The organism is Microcoleus sp. S13_B4 (assembly GCF_036700885.1).
In the GTDB taxonomy this organism is placed as follows: Bacteria; Cyanobacteriota; Cyanobacteriia; order Cyanobacteriales; family Microcoleaceae; genus Microcoleus.
In genome coordinates, this window is record NZ_JAUBPU010000057.1 from 24,698 (window position 1) to 39,004 (window position 14,307).

12 protein-coding genes are annotated in these 14,307 nt (G+C 48.0%); 3 read left to right on the top strand and 9 right to left on the bottom strand.

All coding sequences use genetic code 11. The annotated features are described in order from the left end of the window. Nucleotides 1–127: 127 nt before the first annotated feature. The 3 genes from QT994_RS22375 to QT994_RS22385 all read right to left on the bottom strand — a co-directional run bounded on the left by QT994_RS22375 (nucleotide 128) and on the right by QT994_RS22385 (nucleotide 5,315). The gene (locus QT994_RS22375) at nucleotides 128–2,722 is read right to left on the bottom strand and encodes an SdrD B-like domain-containing protein (RefSeq protein ID WP_333178293.1); all 2,595 of its coding nucleotides are present in this window, start codon (nucleotides 2,720–2,722) and stop codon (nucleotides 128–130) included. Between the two features lie 345 nt (nucleotides 2,723–3,067). Then, the gene (locus QT994_RS22380; RefSeq protein WP_333178296.1) at nucleotides 3,068–3,199 is read right to left on the bottom strand and encodes a hypothetical protein; all 132 of its coding nucleotides are present in this window, start codon (nucleotides 3,197–3,199) and stop codon (nucleotides 3,068–3,070) included. A gap of 181 nt (nucleotides 3,200–3,380) precedes the next feature. Beyond that, the gene (locus tag QT994_RS22385) at nucleotides 3,381–5,315 is read right to left on the bottom strand and encodes an SdrD B-like domain-containing protein (RefSeq protein ID WP_333178299.1); all 1,935 of its coding nucleotides are present in this window, start codon (nucleotides 5,313–5,315) and stop codon (nucleotides 3,381–3,383) included. A gap of 264 nt (nucleotides 5,316–5,579) precedes the next feature. On the opposite strand from QT994_RS22385, the gene QT994_RS22390 reads away from it, so the two are divergent. Next, nucleotides 5,580–6,257: a peptidoglycan-binding protein gene (locus tag QT994_RS22390; RefSeq protein WP_333178302.1), complete on the top strand. Its 678-nt coding sequence runs from the start codon at nucleotides 5,580–5,582 to the stop codon at nucleotides 6,255–6,257. Between the two features lie 612 nt (nucleotides 6,258–6,869). On the opposite strand, the gene QT994_RS22395 is transcribed toward QT994_RS22390, so the two are convergent. After that, entirely contained in the window at nucleotides 6,870–8,747 is a 1,878-nt protein-coding gene (locus QT994_RS22395) for a DUF1565 domain-containing protein (RefSeq protein WP_333178305.1), read from the bottom strand. A 222-nt stretch (nucleotides 8,748–8,969) separates the two neighbouring features. On the opposite strand from QT994_RS22395, the gene QT994_RS22400 reads away from it, so the two are divergent. Both QT994_RS22400 and thiS read left to right on the top strand, forming a co-directional pair. Continuing rightward, nucleotides 8,970–10,052 (top strand): thiamine phosphate synthase, encoded by a 1,083-nt coding sequence (locus QT994_RS22400; RefSeq protein ID WP_333178308.1) that lies wholly within the window; start codon nucleotides 8,970–8,972, stop codon nucleotides 10,050–10,052. Between the two features lie 97 nt (nucleotides 10,053–10,149). Beyond that, nucleotides 10,150–10,362 (top strand): sulfur carrier protein ThiS, encoded by a 213-nt coding sequence (gene thiS, locus QT994_RS22405; protein ID WP_015176890.1) that lies wholly within the window; start codon nucleotides 10,150–10,152, stop codon nucleotides 10,360–10,362. Between the two features lie 187 nt (nucleotides 10,363–10,549). Here the strand turns inward: thiS and rpmA are convergent, their stop codons facing one another. The 5 genes from rpmA to QT994_RS22430 form a co-directional block, all read right to left on the bottom strand. Continuing rightward, the gene (gene rpmA, locus QT994_RS22410) at nucleotides 10,550–10,849 is read right to left on the bottom strand and encodes a 50S ribosomal protein L27 (RefSeq protein ID WP_333178311.1); all 300 of its coding nucleotides are present in this window, start codon (nucleotides 10,847–10,849) and stop codon (nucleotides 10,550–10,552) included. 27 nt (nucleotides 10,850–10,876) lie between these two features. Further along, on the bottom strand, nucleotides 10,877–11,269 hold the full coding sequence (gene rplU / locus QT994_RS22415) for a 50S ribosomal protein L21 (RefSeq protein WP_333178314.1): 393 nt from the start codon (nucleotides 11,267–11,269) through the stop codon (nucleotides 10,877–10,879). Between the two features lie 263 nt (nucleotides 11,270–11,532). Further along, nucleotides 11,533–11,748, bottom strand: a complete 216-nt coding sequence (locus tag QT994_RS22420; RefSeq protein ID WP_333178317.1) for a hypothetical protein — start codon at nucleotides 11,746–11,748, stop codon at nucleotides 11,533–11,535. Nucleotides 11,749–12,076: 328 nt separating this feature from the next. Further along, nucleotides 12,077–12,586, bottom strand: coding sequence for a DUF3122 domain-containing protein (locus QT994_RS22425; RefSeq protein WP_333178320.1), 510 nt, complete (start codon nucleotides 12,584–12,586; stop codon nucleotides 12,077–12,079). A 110-nt stretch (nucleotides 12,587–12,696) separates the two neighbouring features. Continuing rightward, the gene (locus QT994_RS22430; RefSeq protein ID WP_333178323.1) at nucleotides 12,697–13,737 is read right to left on the bottom strand and encodes a hypothetical protein; all 1,041 of its coding nucleotides are present in this window, start codon (nucleotides 13,735–13,737) and stop codon (nucleotides 12,697–12,699) included. Nucleotides 13,738–14,307 lie beyond the last annotated feature (570 nt).

Here is a 14,307-nt window from a genome sequence, read left to right on the forward strand (position 1 = left end):
AGAAATCGATAAACCCGCCGCGCGAACCTCTAATTATTGTCAAAACAGCAAAAAGCACGCCAAAACATGATTTGACGTGCAGTTTAAACAAGCTAGTTGCTAATTGCTGAGTCTCGAACTACAAATCCTACCTAACTTTAAAATCAGGTACTGCAGGAGGAGCGCCGAAGCCTAATGCAGGTTGATCGAGACCGTTCTCTACCATAAACAACTGGATCGAAGCCTTTGCCGCGTCTTCCAACTTCTGGATGTCACCCAAGCTAAAACCTGGACCCTGAGGTGCGATCAAGCTATCGACCCTGCTGGCCTTAACCGTAGCATCGCGTGAAATGCCGCCGTTGAGCAGATCATCATCGGGGAGGCTAGAAGCAGTTACCACATCCGTATTCGTGCCGCCAGTCAGCTTATCAGGGATGCTCTGAATAGCTCTTTCTGGAGTTGTCGGTACTGTGTTAGGGCCCGGCACGTCAAAGCTAACCGGGTTGGGCCCAGTTCGGATCGGGAAATTGTTGAGAACGCCCGGAGTATCGAAGACTTCCAAAACCGAGTAGCTGGCTGGAGACAAATTATTAAACCGAGCAATACCAGCAGCATCAGTTCTCACCAGCGGTTCTGTTGCAGCATCGTAGCGGCCGTTGCCATTCAAATCCAAAGTGAAGGGCACATCGGCAAGAGGCGGTTCGTTTCCGTCTTTTATGCCGTTGCGGTTGTCATCTCGGAATTTAGGAACCAACAGGTCATAGCGGCGAGAGTTACCAACCAAAGCGCAAGTAAAGGTTTGATTCGCACCCAGAACAACATCTACTGGTTGAGTCGTTTGGAAGTAACCAGGAGGCGTTACTTCTCGAATTTTGTAAGTGCCAGGGCGCAAATTGTTGAAGGCAAAGGTACCAAACTGATTGGTAGTAGTAGTGGGTTCATTTGCTTGCAACTGACCGTCACCATTGCTATCGATAAAAATGCTGACACCAGGAATAGGTGGTTCATTGCCATCTCGATAACCGTTCAGGTTGAAGTCCTCAAACTTGCAACCGGTGATGTTGCTGCTGGGTGTGTTGGCAAAGGTAACGTTCGCGTCCTGAAGATTGAGGGTAACATCGACGCGATCTGCAGTAGAAGGGGAGAAATTTGGCGGTACAACTTCTCGGACGACATAGTTGCCTACTGACAAGTTGGTAAAGGCGGCTCTTCCCTGGTCATTTGTCCTGAGTTGCTGTTCTCCAGTGTCGGGAGTCCCATTATTGTTGGTGTCTAGGAAGACAGTTACACCGCTAATTGGCGCTTCACCCTGAGTTGGTTCGTAGCGACCGTTGGCATTCAAATCATTGTATTTGAAGACATTGATGTTCGGTAGAGTGTTGCCCACACCGGCATTACTGCCAATACCCTGAGTAGCTCCAACGGCAGAAAAGGTAAGTGATGGCGAGGGGTTGGGGGCTGGTAAAGTTGTAACTGGCGCTGCAAAAATTGGCCGCTCACCAGTGGTGGCGATCGATCTTTCACCTGGTTGTTGAATGCCGTCGCGGTTGGAGTCTATGAATTTAGGGTCGTTTGGTTTCAGCGTGTAGGTTGAGTCTGCTACTAGCAGCGGTTGCTCTCTGCTGATCGTACCCTGGAATCGCGCCTGAGGCCCTGGTGCCGAAACGAGAGCGGGGTTTCCAGTTGTTGATACTGGAGCATTGAGGTTTCCGGGGACACCGCCACCTACTTCAGCAGGCAGTACACTTGGAAAAATTTCCAACACTTTGTAATTGCCAGCTCGCAAATCCTTGAAGGTAACTACTCCGTTCGCATCTGTGATGGCTATCGGTTCGGAGGCTGCTCCATCCCAGCGACCGTTCCCGTTGACATCTAAAATAAACGGTACTCGGGCAATGGGGGGTTCCAAGACTCCATTAACAACATTTCGCGTGCCGCTGCGGTCTATGTCTCGAAATTTGTTAACTTCAATTTGATAGAGCGGAGTATCGCCAACTTGAGCGCAGGCAAAGGTTTGACCGGCTGCTACCGTCACGTCCAGTACGGGAACGTTGCCGGGGGGAGTGCTTTGGGGAAAATCTTGTGTTTCTAAGGGTTCTGCGTTCGTAGCATTAACTTCTAGTCCAGTAACAGAATTAATTTGTCGTATGATCCGTTCTTCCCGAATCTTGTAAGTCCCGGGTGCTACGTTGAACGACCATGCACCATTTTTGTCTGTTAAAGTGTTCTGTTCCCCTGCATCGCGTTGACCGTTGCCATTGGCATCAATATAGATTCTGACATTTTTAATGCCCGGTTCATTTCCATCTCGGAAGCCGTCGGCATCTATGTCTAGGTATTTGCATCCAACGATTCGGCTGCCTGTAACTGCGGTGTTGCCAAAGAAAACGTTAGCATTTCTGTTGCCGACAGTGACCGCGAGGGGGTTGGGAGTGGTAGCACGGAAACCCGCAGGTATTGCGGTTTCCGTGAGTACATAGTTGCCAGGGACAAGATTTATGAATGAGAACGCACCGTTAGCGTCCGTCGTGGTTGAGACTTCGCCAGTACCAGCATCAAATACGCCGTTGGTGTTGGTTGCTGATTCGAGGAGGATGGGGATATCCCGAAGACCCGGTTCATTTGCCTGTCTGATACCATCGCCGTTCAAGTCATTGAACTTGATGCCTAAAATTGCCGGGCCAGCATTCCCAACCACAACTGGCTGTAATTGCTGGACACTGCGCTCTGCGTTATCTGTCATGATTTCTCTCCTTCACACCTAAATCCACGTAAATTACAGACTACTGTATGGGTTGTAACTTGCTGAGTAGTTTTTACTAATAGCTGACAACCGCTACTCGATTTTACATACGTCTGCACTTGAGGTAATGTTCCCATCTCACACAACAATGCCTCAAGCTTTGTCGCTGGCAAGTATATCAGGTTTTGAAGAACCCTGGCAATTTGAGGGCAACATCTTCAAGATTTCCACGCCTTCTCTGTCCGTACATACTTGCTGTTTCGAGCTTTAAAAAGCCTAAGACTGACTTCTTCCCCCTGATATCAAGTCCGGCTGCATTGTTCTTGTTTGTCCTGGCTCCCTGTCCTAGACGATCGCCTCCTCTGGGATTGCCAAGCACAGAGAACAAGCACCGATCGAGCTACCGCACTTGATATGACTTGCCCTGACTGGAAATACGCCGATCGGGTTTGGGGGAATTACCTGATAGTTTCTCACTCACAGAGATGCTACTGCCTCTGAATATTGCACCCAATATACAAGCCAGCTTCGGATTTGCCGGAACTTAGGCTTGAGTGTTGGAGGTTGCCAACAATAGGGTATCACGCGATCGCCCTTTCACCTCTTCGTTATTTTTATCTGCGGTTTGGGATTGAGGGCGATCGAGCTTTGTCTCACCCTACATAACCGGGAAATTTGTCACACCCATCGGCACAAACGAGTGAGCGATCGCCCCATTTATTAATTCACGGGTCTTGACAAAATTACTTCTTTGTGCATTAGGCTCCAGACCGACATTCTGTTGCCCAATGTTAGGCATATTGCCTAAATTCGCAAAAGATCCCTCACTCAAAAATTTACTACTTTGATAACTATCACGACCCTCGCTCCAAAGCAAGCTATCCGCCGCCATATTACCCGCAAGTTCCAGTCGCGCATAGCTGGTGGCATTCGGCAGCAGTTCGCCCTTCAAGGATTTAGCCGCCCCACCCTCAGCATCTCCCGTCACCACATCTCCCGTCACCACATCGATTTTGCTAGCCCGAATCTCTGCCGAGACAACAACCACCGCAGGCGGAGTCGTTTGAATGAAACCCGGCGGCTGAACTTCCCTGACAACATAACTACCTACCGGAACGTTGCGGAAACTGTAATTGCCCTGAACGTCGCTTAAGGTACTTGCTTCACCCGGATCTAAACTGCTGTTGTTGTTGAGGTCGATGTAAATTGGAGTGTTGGCGATCGGCGGTTCCCCAGGATCTAGGCGGCCGTTGGCGTTAAAATCGTTAAATTTCACACCGCTGATGGTGCCAGTTACCAATACATTGCCAAAGCTGAGATTAGTGGCATTTGTGCCGTTGCCCACGGTGATCGGAGTCGGATTTGGCGTGGTTTGTCGAAAACCGGGCTGCGGAACTTCCCTCACCACATAGCTGCCTGGAGGCAAATTGATAAAAGAGAAATTACCTTGGGGGTTTGTTAAAGTCGAAGGTTCATTCGGATCTCGGACGCCGTTGTTGTTGAAATCAAGATAAATCGGCCAGTTGGCAACTCTCGGTTCCGTCGGTTCGTTGATGCCGTTACCGTTGAGGTCGTTGAACTTGAAGCCGCTGATGCTGCCGGTGGGTAAATTGTTGCCGAAATTGACGCCGACAGCGTTGGTATTGCCGATGATGTCGATCGGGCCTGGATTTGGCGTAGTCTGTACCCATCCCGGTTGCTGGACTTCCCTCACCAAATATCGGCCGGGAGAAACATTGGCAAAAGTGTAGTTGCCTTGGGGGTTTGTGATGGTGTTGGGTTCGCCCGGGTCAACGCTGCCGTTGCCGTTGAGGTCGAGGTAAATTTGCCAGTTGGTCAGAGGCGGGTCTGTCGCATCTCGGACACTGTTGGCATTGAGGTCATTGTATTTGAGACCGCTGATGCTGCCGACAAAAAAGACATTCCCAAAATTGATGTTGTTGACAGTGGCATTGGAAGTAAGGTTAACCGGACCAGGGTCAGGCGTGGTTTGGCGAAAACCCGGTTGCTGGACTTCTCTGACCCAATATGTAGCTGCGGGAATATTGACAAAAGCGTAATTGCCTTGAGCGTTTGTCAAAGTAACAGGTTCGCCACCATCGAGCCTATTGTTGCGGTTGAGATCGAGGTAAATTTGCCAGTTAGCTAGCCCTTGTTCCCCGGGATCTCGGCTGCTGTTGTTGTTGATGTCGTTGAATTTTGTGCCTGCGATCGTCCCTGCGTTGAAGTTGTTGCCAAAATTGATATTGCCAGCATTTGTGCCGCTGGTAATCGTGATGGGTGCGGGATTTGGGGTAGTTTGGCGAAAGTTCGGCTGCTGGACTTCCCTAACTTGGTAAGTTCCCGGCGGCAGGTTGGCGAAGATGTAGTTGCCTTGCGGGTTTGTGAGGGTGGAAGGTTCGTTAAATTCTGGCTGGCCGTTGTTGTTGAGGTCGAGGTAGATTTGCCAGTTGGGAATGGGGACTTCTCCGGGATCAGGGCGGCCGTTGGCGTTGAAGTCGTTGTATTTGGTGCCGCTGATGCTGCCGACTTGAAAGTTCCCGATGTTGACGTTGCCGATGTCTATTTGGCTGGCGGTTCTGGATTCGGACATGGTATTGCTGGGGCCCAATGAACGCGGTTCAATGTTTTCTGTAGGGCAATCTAGCAGTTTTTTTGCCAATTGCAGCTATTTCAGGGGATAAATTATTTTTAGGAAAGGGAAGGGGAGAAAAGTTGTGAGTTTTGAGTTAACTCGTTCGCAGGCATAGCCAGGGAATCAGTTAATGCCTTATGCCGAATTCCCTATGCCTAAATTCCCAATTTTTTCCAGATTTGATGTACGATCGCTACCAGTTTTGCAGAGGTCGAATTCCCAATGTCCCAAAACTTGACAGCAAGCTGGAATGACGCCCGCGAGGTTCCCAGTTTGCTCTTCGGCTGGAGTTTGTGCGGTTTATTGGTAATGGGATCGATCGCCCCTACTCCTGCTGTCGCACAGCTACCTACCTCCGAACAGAGTAACAGCAACAGCCCGATCGCTCAAACAGGTGCGATCGTCCGCCCCACGATCAAATTGGGCAGCCGAGGGTCGGAAGTGATCGAACTCCAAGCTGCTCTTAAATTATTGGGCTTTTACCCTGACACTGTAGACGGGATTTTCTCACCAAGCACCGCTAGAGCTGTGTCTCAGTTCCAGGAAGCAGCAGGTCTGCCTCCCGACGCAATAGTCGGTCAAGATACTTGGAACCGGCTGTTTCCAGCAGCTCCGAGCGCGCTCGAAAACCTGATCGCCAACGCTCCAGTAACTACCGACAACTCAGAGATTAACCCCCAAGCGCAGCCAACGAATTTTCCCGTTTTGAGAAGACGAATGCGGGGGGCGGTAGTCAGAGATTTGCAAGAACGGCTGCGGGCCAAGGGATTTTTGCGGGTGAGTGCTGACGGCGTTTTCGGCCCGGAAACTCAAGCTGCTGTCAAGGAGGCTCAGCGACAGTATCAACTGCCAGCAGACGGCATTGTCGGCCGCGCAACTTGGGAAGCTCTGCTGCGTTGACAGCAAGCCAATACTGCCGGCTATGCACGTTGCGCGATCGGGCGATCGTACAAATTGTTAATAATCGCTTTTGGAAGTATTTCTTCATATCAAAAAGTGTCAAGTTTGGTAAACAAAGTGTTTTTATACGCGCAGTTGGTGTTAACTTAAAAACATGAGGGGCAAAACCAAGAAGCACAAAAAACTTGGATAAAAAATTTGGAATTAGAGTATTTGTCCCGCTCGGCTCTAGTCCGCAGGCAACGCCTGAACCGTGTAGCTTATTAGCAAAGAAAGGTTGACATTGCGCTCGATATTTGTTAGATAGCTTGAGGCTATTGCATGAATCAAAAGTTGCGATCGCACAACAGTCAAACACAGAAGTCTGAATAGACTCCGCTGATAGCTAGCTCGTCCGCAGAGTAGTTGCACAAAAGTCCACCTTAGTTGTAGTTTGCTGAAACTCAGCAGAGCTAAAAACCCACTTGAATCAACTTAATTTACAAACTTTTTAGGGTCTGGCATCCGATATGCTAGGCCCTAAAATTTTGAAATTTTGAAGTAGCAAGCAGTCTTTGGCTGTCAACAGTCAACAGTCAACAGTCAACAGTTGACTAATGACTAATGACGATTTCATTTAATGTCCTCAATTCGAGCATTCAAACCGTTAGCGCTGAGCATTTGTAGCAATTCGTCAGCCTTTTCGCGTTCCCGAAAAGCACCGGCTTGCATCACCGATCGCCCGCTGGAAAAAGAGCGAAAAGCACCGGGAACGAGGGATTGGATTTTTTGTCGATCGCCCGAACTGTTTGCATCCACCACAACTCGATAGCGCAAACCCAAAGCAGATGGTAGATCGAATGAGGGCGAATTTTCGGAATCGGGCAAAGAATTCCCGCCTAAAGGTGCAGGTACATAACCGCCCCTTCCGATCGGAATGTTGCGGCCCGGAACCGGCAATCTACCCTCGGAAGCAACCGAACTCGAACTATCAAAATTGGGAGGAATAATTGGTTGCTGTACCGAACTTTCCGAAACCGATCGATAATTCGGATCGGGCACGGGAATTGCGATCGCCCCTGGGACTACCGCTGAAGCAGCGGCATTCCTCGGAGAAAGCTCTTGCCGCAACTCAGCGCTTCGCGGTGCAGGTCGATTTTGCACCGGTCGCCTTGAAACGGGCGCAGGTGGCGAAATTGGAGCTCTTTCTACTCTGGGACTTAGCCGCCCGGGGGTGTAAACAGGGAGAGAAGTGTCTGGACCACCGATGCTGGGGGGTCGATCGGTCGTTAGCTGCAAAGCACTTCCCCCGATTGCTGGTGGAGGGCTAAAAGTTCCCGCCACGTCAACCGAGCCCGTCGTCCGATTGCTCAACAATTGATTGCCGTAAGCTGGAATTACTTGACCTTTTGCCGCATTGTTCACATCGTACTGGCCGTTGTTGCGAATGACATTGCCCCCCGGTTCGGCGGCAGTGCCCAAATCCGGCAGAGCTCTCGATATCGCCACAATTCCGTCCCGCCGATTACTCTCGATATAATTGTTACGCAGCACCGGTCTAGCATCAGCTTGCACCACCACGCCATCCTTATTGCGAGTAATTTTGTTGCCGATCAGCAGAGGCGAAGCGTTCTGCGCTACATTCACCCCAAATCCCGTGTTTTCAAACACATTATCTCGAACTTCCGGCTGGGAACTCCCAAAAATCGTAATGCCGTTAGCTCCATTTTTTGAGAAAACATTCCCGCCAATCGTCGGCCTGGAAGTACCCACTACCGAAATTCCGTCGTGAGTGCTCCCAGAAAAAGTATTGTTGACAACCGTCGGAGAACTCGATTCGATCCACAAAGCGTAACCGCGATAGTTGGTATTCGTTACCGTCACCCCGCTGAGTCCCGCCCCATCTGCGCCTAAAATGGCAATATTTTGACCCGCCGAAGTCGGACTGATAAAGTATCCTCCGCCTTTGATGACAATATTCTGACCGCGAGTGTTGGGATTTCCCTGAACTGTCACGCTGGGCCTGAGCATTAATGGAAATTTTTCGCCGGTTTGCTCGCTGTAAGTACCGGGCGCTAGCAAAATCGCTGTTTTGGGCGGGGCGACGCTTAAGGCGTAGGTAAGGGTTTTAAACGGAGCTTGATCGCTGCCGTTGCCTCCCGTGTCGCTGCCGCCGATCGAGCTGACGTAAAGTATGTTAATGTCGCTCTGCGGCGTCTGAGAAAGTAGCTGCACTCCAGGTATCCCGGCAGCGATAACTGACGGTTGATGGTTGCAAAGGGCGGTGCTGGCAAAAACGAGCAAAAGGCAAGAACTCAAATAAGATTTTTGCGATCGCTTTTCTTTGCACTCGCTATGTTGAGAGTTTAGGAGCATAAATAAACCCCACTGATTTGCGATCCGATTTCCGCTTCCCGAGTTCGGTGTCGGGTTTTTGCGATCGAACTTTGATTTCACCCGCCTGCTGGGGTTTTCTTCTGTTAATCTTTTGTGTTGTTCTGCTAACCTCACGGCACTCCTCCGAAGTGTGGTATGCAGTTTAACGATTCCACTCTCATCAAGTTTGATCTATTATGCTTTGTTTTCATCAAATTCAATAAAACTTAAAAAATTATTGTCGAATTTACATTGGTTTATGCCAAAATTAAGCCGCCTGCTTTGCCACAATCTTGACGGCGTGGGACAATGTAGCGGGTTGATTGGTAGGATTAATTATAATTAGGGTGGTTCTGAATGACCGACAAACAAAACAGAACTTTACCGGCACAGCCAGCCCTCTGCCGGATCTTAGATGCAAATTTAGATCGATCGCGCGAAGGGTTGAGAATTATTGAAGAATGGTGCAGGTTTGGTCTCAACAACGCCGATTTAGCTGGCGAGTGCAAGCAACTGCGTCAAGAATTGGCTGCTTGGCACGTCGCAGAACTTCGCAGTGCTAGGGATACGCCGGCTGATCCGGGTACGGAGTTGACTCACCCGCAGGAAGAGCAGCGTTCGAGCATTCAGCAGCTACTGGAGGCGAATTTCTGTCGGGTGGAAGAAGCTCTGCGGGTACTCGAAGAGTATGGCAAAATTTACGATCGGAATATGGGCGCGGCTTTTAAGCAGATGCGCTATCGGGTTTATACTCTCGAAAGTAATTTGCTGGCTTACCGGCGCTACCAGCAGTTACTTCGATCGCAGTTATACCTTGTAACTTCGCCGAGAGACAACTTGATGGGAGTTGTGGAAGCTGCTTTGCAAGGCGGACTGACTTTGGTGCAGTACCGCGACAAAAGCTCAGACGACGGCGCAAAGTTGGCTAATGCGCGCAAGCTGTGCGAACTTTGTCACCGCTACGATGCTTTGCTGATTGTGAACGATCGCGTGGATTTTGCGATCGCAGCCGATGCCGACGGCGTACACTTAGGGCAGGGAGATTTGCCTGTGGCGGAAGCGCGCAAGTTGCTCGGCCCGGGACGGATTATCGGTCGTTCTACTACGAATGGCGAGGAAATGCAGCGAGCTATTGAAGAGGGAGCCGACTACATTGGAGTTGGGCCGGTTTACCACACTCCTACTAAACCTGATAAACAGGCTGCAGGTTTGGACTATGTGCGGTATGCTGCTGATAAGTCGCCGATTCCGTGGTTTGCGATCGGCGGAATTGATATCAACAACGTCGATGAAATATTGAATGCCGGAGCTCAAAGGGTTGCCATAGTACGCGCAATTATGGAAGCAGAACAGCCTACTTTAGTCACGCAGTTTTTCATCTCGCAGTTGATTCGGATGGAGAATCTGAAAGCTCAGAAAGCTTTGCACGGAAAAAGCTAGGTTTATTTGCGATTCGTAGGGCGGGTTTAGCGCAGGAAATCTGTGCATAAAATATAATTTTGTTACAAAACCCGCCCTGAAAACTGATATTTTACTTATGATAAATCAAATTGCGCTGCAAGTTAACGGAGAAACCCGCAATTGTGCGATCGACACACCGTTACCAAAATTACTAGAACAATTGGGATTAAACCCGCGCTTGGTGGCTGTAGAGTACAACGGGGAAATTCTGCACAAACAATTTTGGGAAACTACACAGATGCAAGAGGGCGACATCTTAGAAGTTGTGACAATTGTGGGAGGAGGTTAGCCAATTTTTAGAAGTAAACACAAGAGTTTTTCCTGCTTCTCTGGTTCTTGGTAAGCACCCAGAGTCCTTTCTCCGGCGAAACAAATTGCAAAAAGCTCTGCCTCCTATAACTTTCTAATAAAATAGAAAATCAGGAGGCAGAGCCTCAATTATATGCGTTCCCAGGCATAGCCTAGGAACCATAAAACTAAACTGCCACGGGTTCAGCCACGGGTTCAGCCACAGGTGCTGCAACCACAGGATAAATGCTGACTTTCTTGCGAGTTTTGCCTTTTCTTTCAAAAGTCACCACACCGTCAATCATGGCAAACAGAGTATCATCTCTGCCGATACCTACATTGTTACCAGGGTGAAATTTGGTGCCGCGCTGACGGATCAAAATGTTGCCAGCTCTGACAACTTGACCGCCGTACTTTTTGACACCCAGACGCTGAGAATTAGAGTCGCGTCCGTTACGTGTACTGCCTGTACCTTTCTTGTGGGCCATAATATCCTCAACTGTATTTACTATGTTTTATTCTGAATCAGTTTCGGCGGTTTGGGGAGTTTCCACCACTGCTTGAGTTAAGTCTCTGGTGGCTAAGACTGTACCGTTGACACTAATCGAGTCAATCATAAAGCGAGTTGTTTCTTGACGGTGCCCTTTTTTCTTCCGAGTTTTCTTTTTCGGCTTCATCTTGTAGACGAGGACTTTGCGGCCCCGGAAATGCCGGAGAACCGTTCCTTCTACAGTGGCATTTTCTAGTAGAGGCTGGCCGATATGAACCTCGCCTTCGTGCTGGATCAGAAATACTTTGTCTATGGTGACTTTGGATTCAGCTTCGACGTGAAGCAGTTCGATGTCGTAGAAGCGGCCTGGTTCTACCCGAAATTGTTTGCCGCCGGTTTCAATGATTGCGTAAGTCATGGGATGGTTGTTGAGATTGCCGTACAGGTAGCTGATGAGTCTTTGGTCATTGGTCGTTGTGGACTTTTGACTGCTGACTGCTCTCCAGCTTTTGGAATGTCTTAACCTGATCCGAGCCGGATTTAGACAGACAATCTACCATTATTCGCGATTTTGGTATTTTTGTCAAGTTAGATCGCGCCGTAAATTTCTAATTAGGGATAAAAATACAAGATGCTGTAACTTTTTTATCCCATTGATCCAAAAGGTCGATCGAACGGGATTCAAGCCGTCATAGAACATCTGCGCGATCGTAACAATTCCAAAGCTTGCTGTTTCACCCTACCCTCCATCACCTCTTTTTGCAAATTAATAAAAGCCTCAAAATCTTCTAAACCGTACTTAGTCATCTGCAACTGCTGTCGCAACTGTTCTTCGGCCTCAACCGTTAAGTAACCTGTTGCCAAAGCTTTTCGGACAATTTTACTGATTAAAGTCATAGTAGCTTCACCCTGAATACACCTACGTTAAAACACTGAAGTTTTGTCAACCGACTAACTCAGCTTTTAGTTTGTTTCATAATTACCCTTAAAATAGGTTAAATCTACCTTAAGATCTATGTAAATAAAGTTATTTTTAATACATCCAGGAAACTTGAGCGATTTTAAATGTACAGTGCGATTAAGTTGAGCTATTTAGTTTTTTCCCTAAAATATTATTCTTCGCTTGCGTTAAATCTATCTTAAGGCATAATTTAAACATAGCGATTTGTGACATTGGAAATTGTTGTATGGATTTTAAATGTAGAGTGCGCTTAAATTGGTATATTTAGTTTCTGTCTAACAACAGCCGCCATTCTCTGACAGCAAAAGGAGGAACCAGCAATTCTGTTTCTTTTGGATTTTTCACGGGCAAATTCAACCGCAAAGGTCGATTACTTTCCAATTGTGTAATTATTGATTTGAAATCGTATTCTCCGACATTAATAGGCAAACCCGACTCGCTCCAAATATCATTAGCATTGCCAATTTCGCGCTTTCCCGCCGCAACTTTCAGCGAAACCGGGTGCTGCAATTCTGTTCCGGGAAATCCTACTAATCTCAGATTTAAAGACTTTACTACTCCCGACTTGACTCGCTTGTACAAAACAACTTGCCATGCTTTATCGTCTGTATCACGCAGGCTTTGTACGGATCGGAACATTACTGTCTCGGCAGTTTCTGGATATTTGTGAATCGAGGCAAAAGCGGGCGGGCTAACCGCTAAGATTATATACAAGCACAAGCTAATTACAGTTAAAGCCTTGAAGAGGGAAGGTTTTGTACTGAGATTGTTCATAGGATAAGCAAAATATCGCTTGTTACCCAAAAGTTTAATAGATAAAAAAGTAGGGTACGTCGCACGCACCCTACTACTCATTTTAAACCTAGATGAATCCAACTGCCTGCTTAAACGGGAAGAGCATAAAAAGCAACCCCCTCATCCCGGAAATCTGACCTCCCCTGTACCGCCCGCCGCTGGTTTGGGTCTGCGGTGAAAAAGTGTGTAATATTTTGCGGATTTTCCCGTTCCCTCGCCAGGTTGGTAAAACGAAAGACGGGTATCGCACCCGAAACGGCCGTGTTATATGAATTGAAAGCATCCCCGTCAGCACGGAACTGGGGTAAGTTGTCGCGAACAAACTGTATCTCACCAGGTTTATTCGTATAGAAAAAGGTTCCTGATGCCGTATTGAAGAAGCGTTGAACCTTTGCGTTACCGGCGGCTGGAGCGATAAATTCATCGCCTTCACTCTGGTAACGAGCAGGGTTGTTTAGTCGGTCATTTTTCTCTGTCGGGTCTGTGGTATAAAAATGCCCTCCAGCCACCTTGTCAAAGAAACGCGCGACGGGAAGATTGCCTGTTAGAGGGTCGCCGCTACCGCCTCCGATGATGTTGCCTTGTGCATCTAAAGTCGCACCTGTTACGGGGTCTTTCAAGGCGACATTGCCATTGGGAGTTGCAACCTGTAATGTGAAAGGCTGAGAATTTGATGGTAACGTATCCAAGCTAGTCACGCGGACTACATAGTCCACACCAGGCGCACTTTTAAGGGAAGTAAGACCAGTGGGGAACGTGGGTCTTGTTGGAACTCTGCTAGTACCCCCTAGACCCCTTGGTGGTGGTTGTATTGGAACAATGGTATCAGGAGTTATTTTTGAGTTTCCTCCGGAGACACCGCCGTTATTATCATCCTGAGCAATAAGAATACCCGTATCAGCGACATTCGTACCCTTGCTGCCTTTGGGTATCTGAAAGACTTGCACGTAAGGGTCATAGCCAGTACCCGGATCTTTAAAAAGACCAATTGATATTGGCTGATTAACTAACTCTACCTCTAAGATGTAATCTTTAGCGCGAGTTGTTGCAGAAGAACCATCTAACAGATTAGGAGTCGGGATAACCTTGTCAGTTGCAGTTAGCTGATTTCTCAGTTGAATTGATGCCATTTAAGCTGTCCTCTTAACTTTTATGATAGCAGGTGTTATAAAATACTGCCTTCTACATTTATAAAACACTCAAGACCGATAAGTTACCTAAGAGCTATTAGTATTTTTATTAGGTATTTTTGTGAGTACACTATGTATGTTAAAAATTATCTTTTTAATATAGGACTTACGCATGGGGGCTCGGAAACCGGGTTTTTTAAAAAAAATACTTCAAGCGGGCCCATAGATTCGGTAAAAAACGGGGCTTCCAGGAGTCGGAGCGCCTCATTCAGTTGACCGGGAACCGGGGACCGGAGACCGCCACCTATACCTGGAAGGAAGAGGATTGGAGTAAGGAAAACTAGGGTGCGTCGCACGCACCCTACTACTCATTTTAAACCTAGAAAAGTTAAAATTAATCGCTCTTTTTAGGCTGGCGGTTGTAAAGCCGATATTCCCTCTTACACGACTTACAACACAACAAAGACATTGGCAGTTAGATCACTTTGAGCAACACCTTGGACTACGCCCAAATAATTGCTGCCGAGTTTAATAACCGTACTACTAACAGCCGCTCCACCATTTAGACCT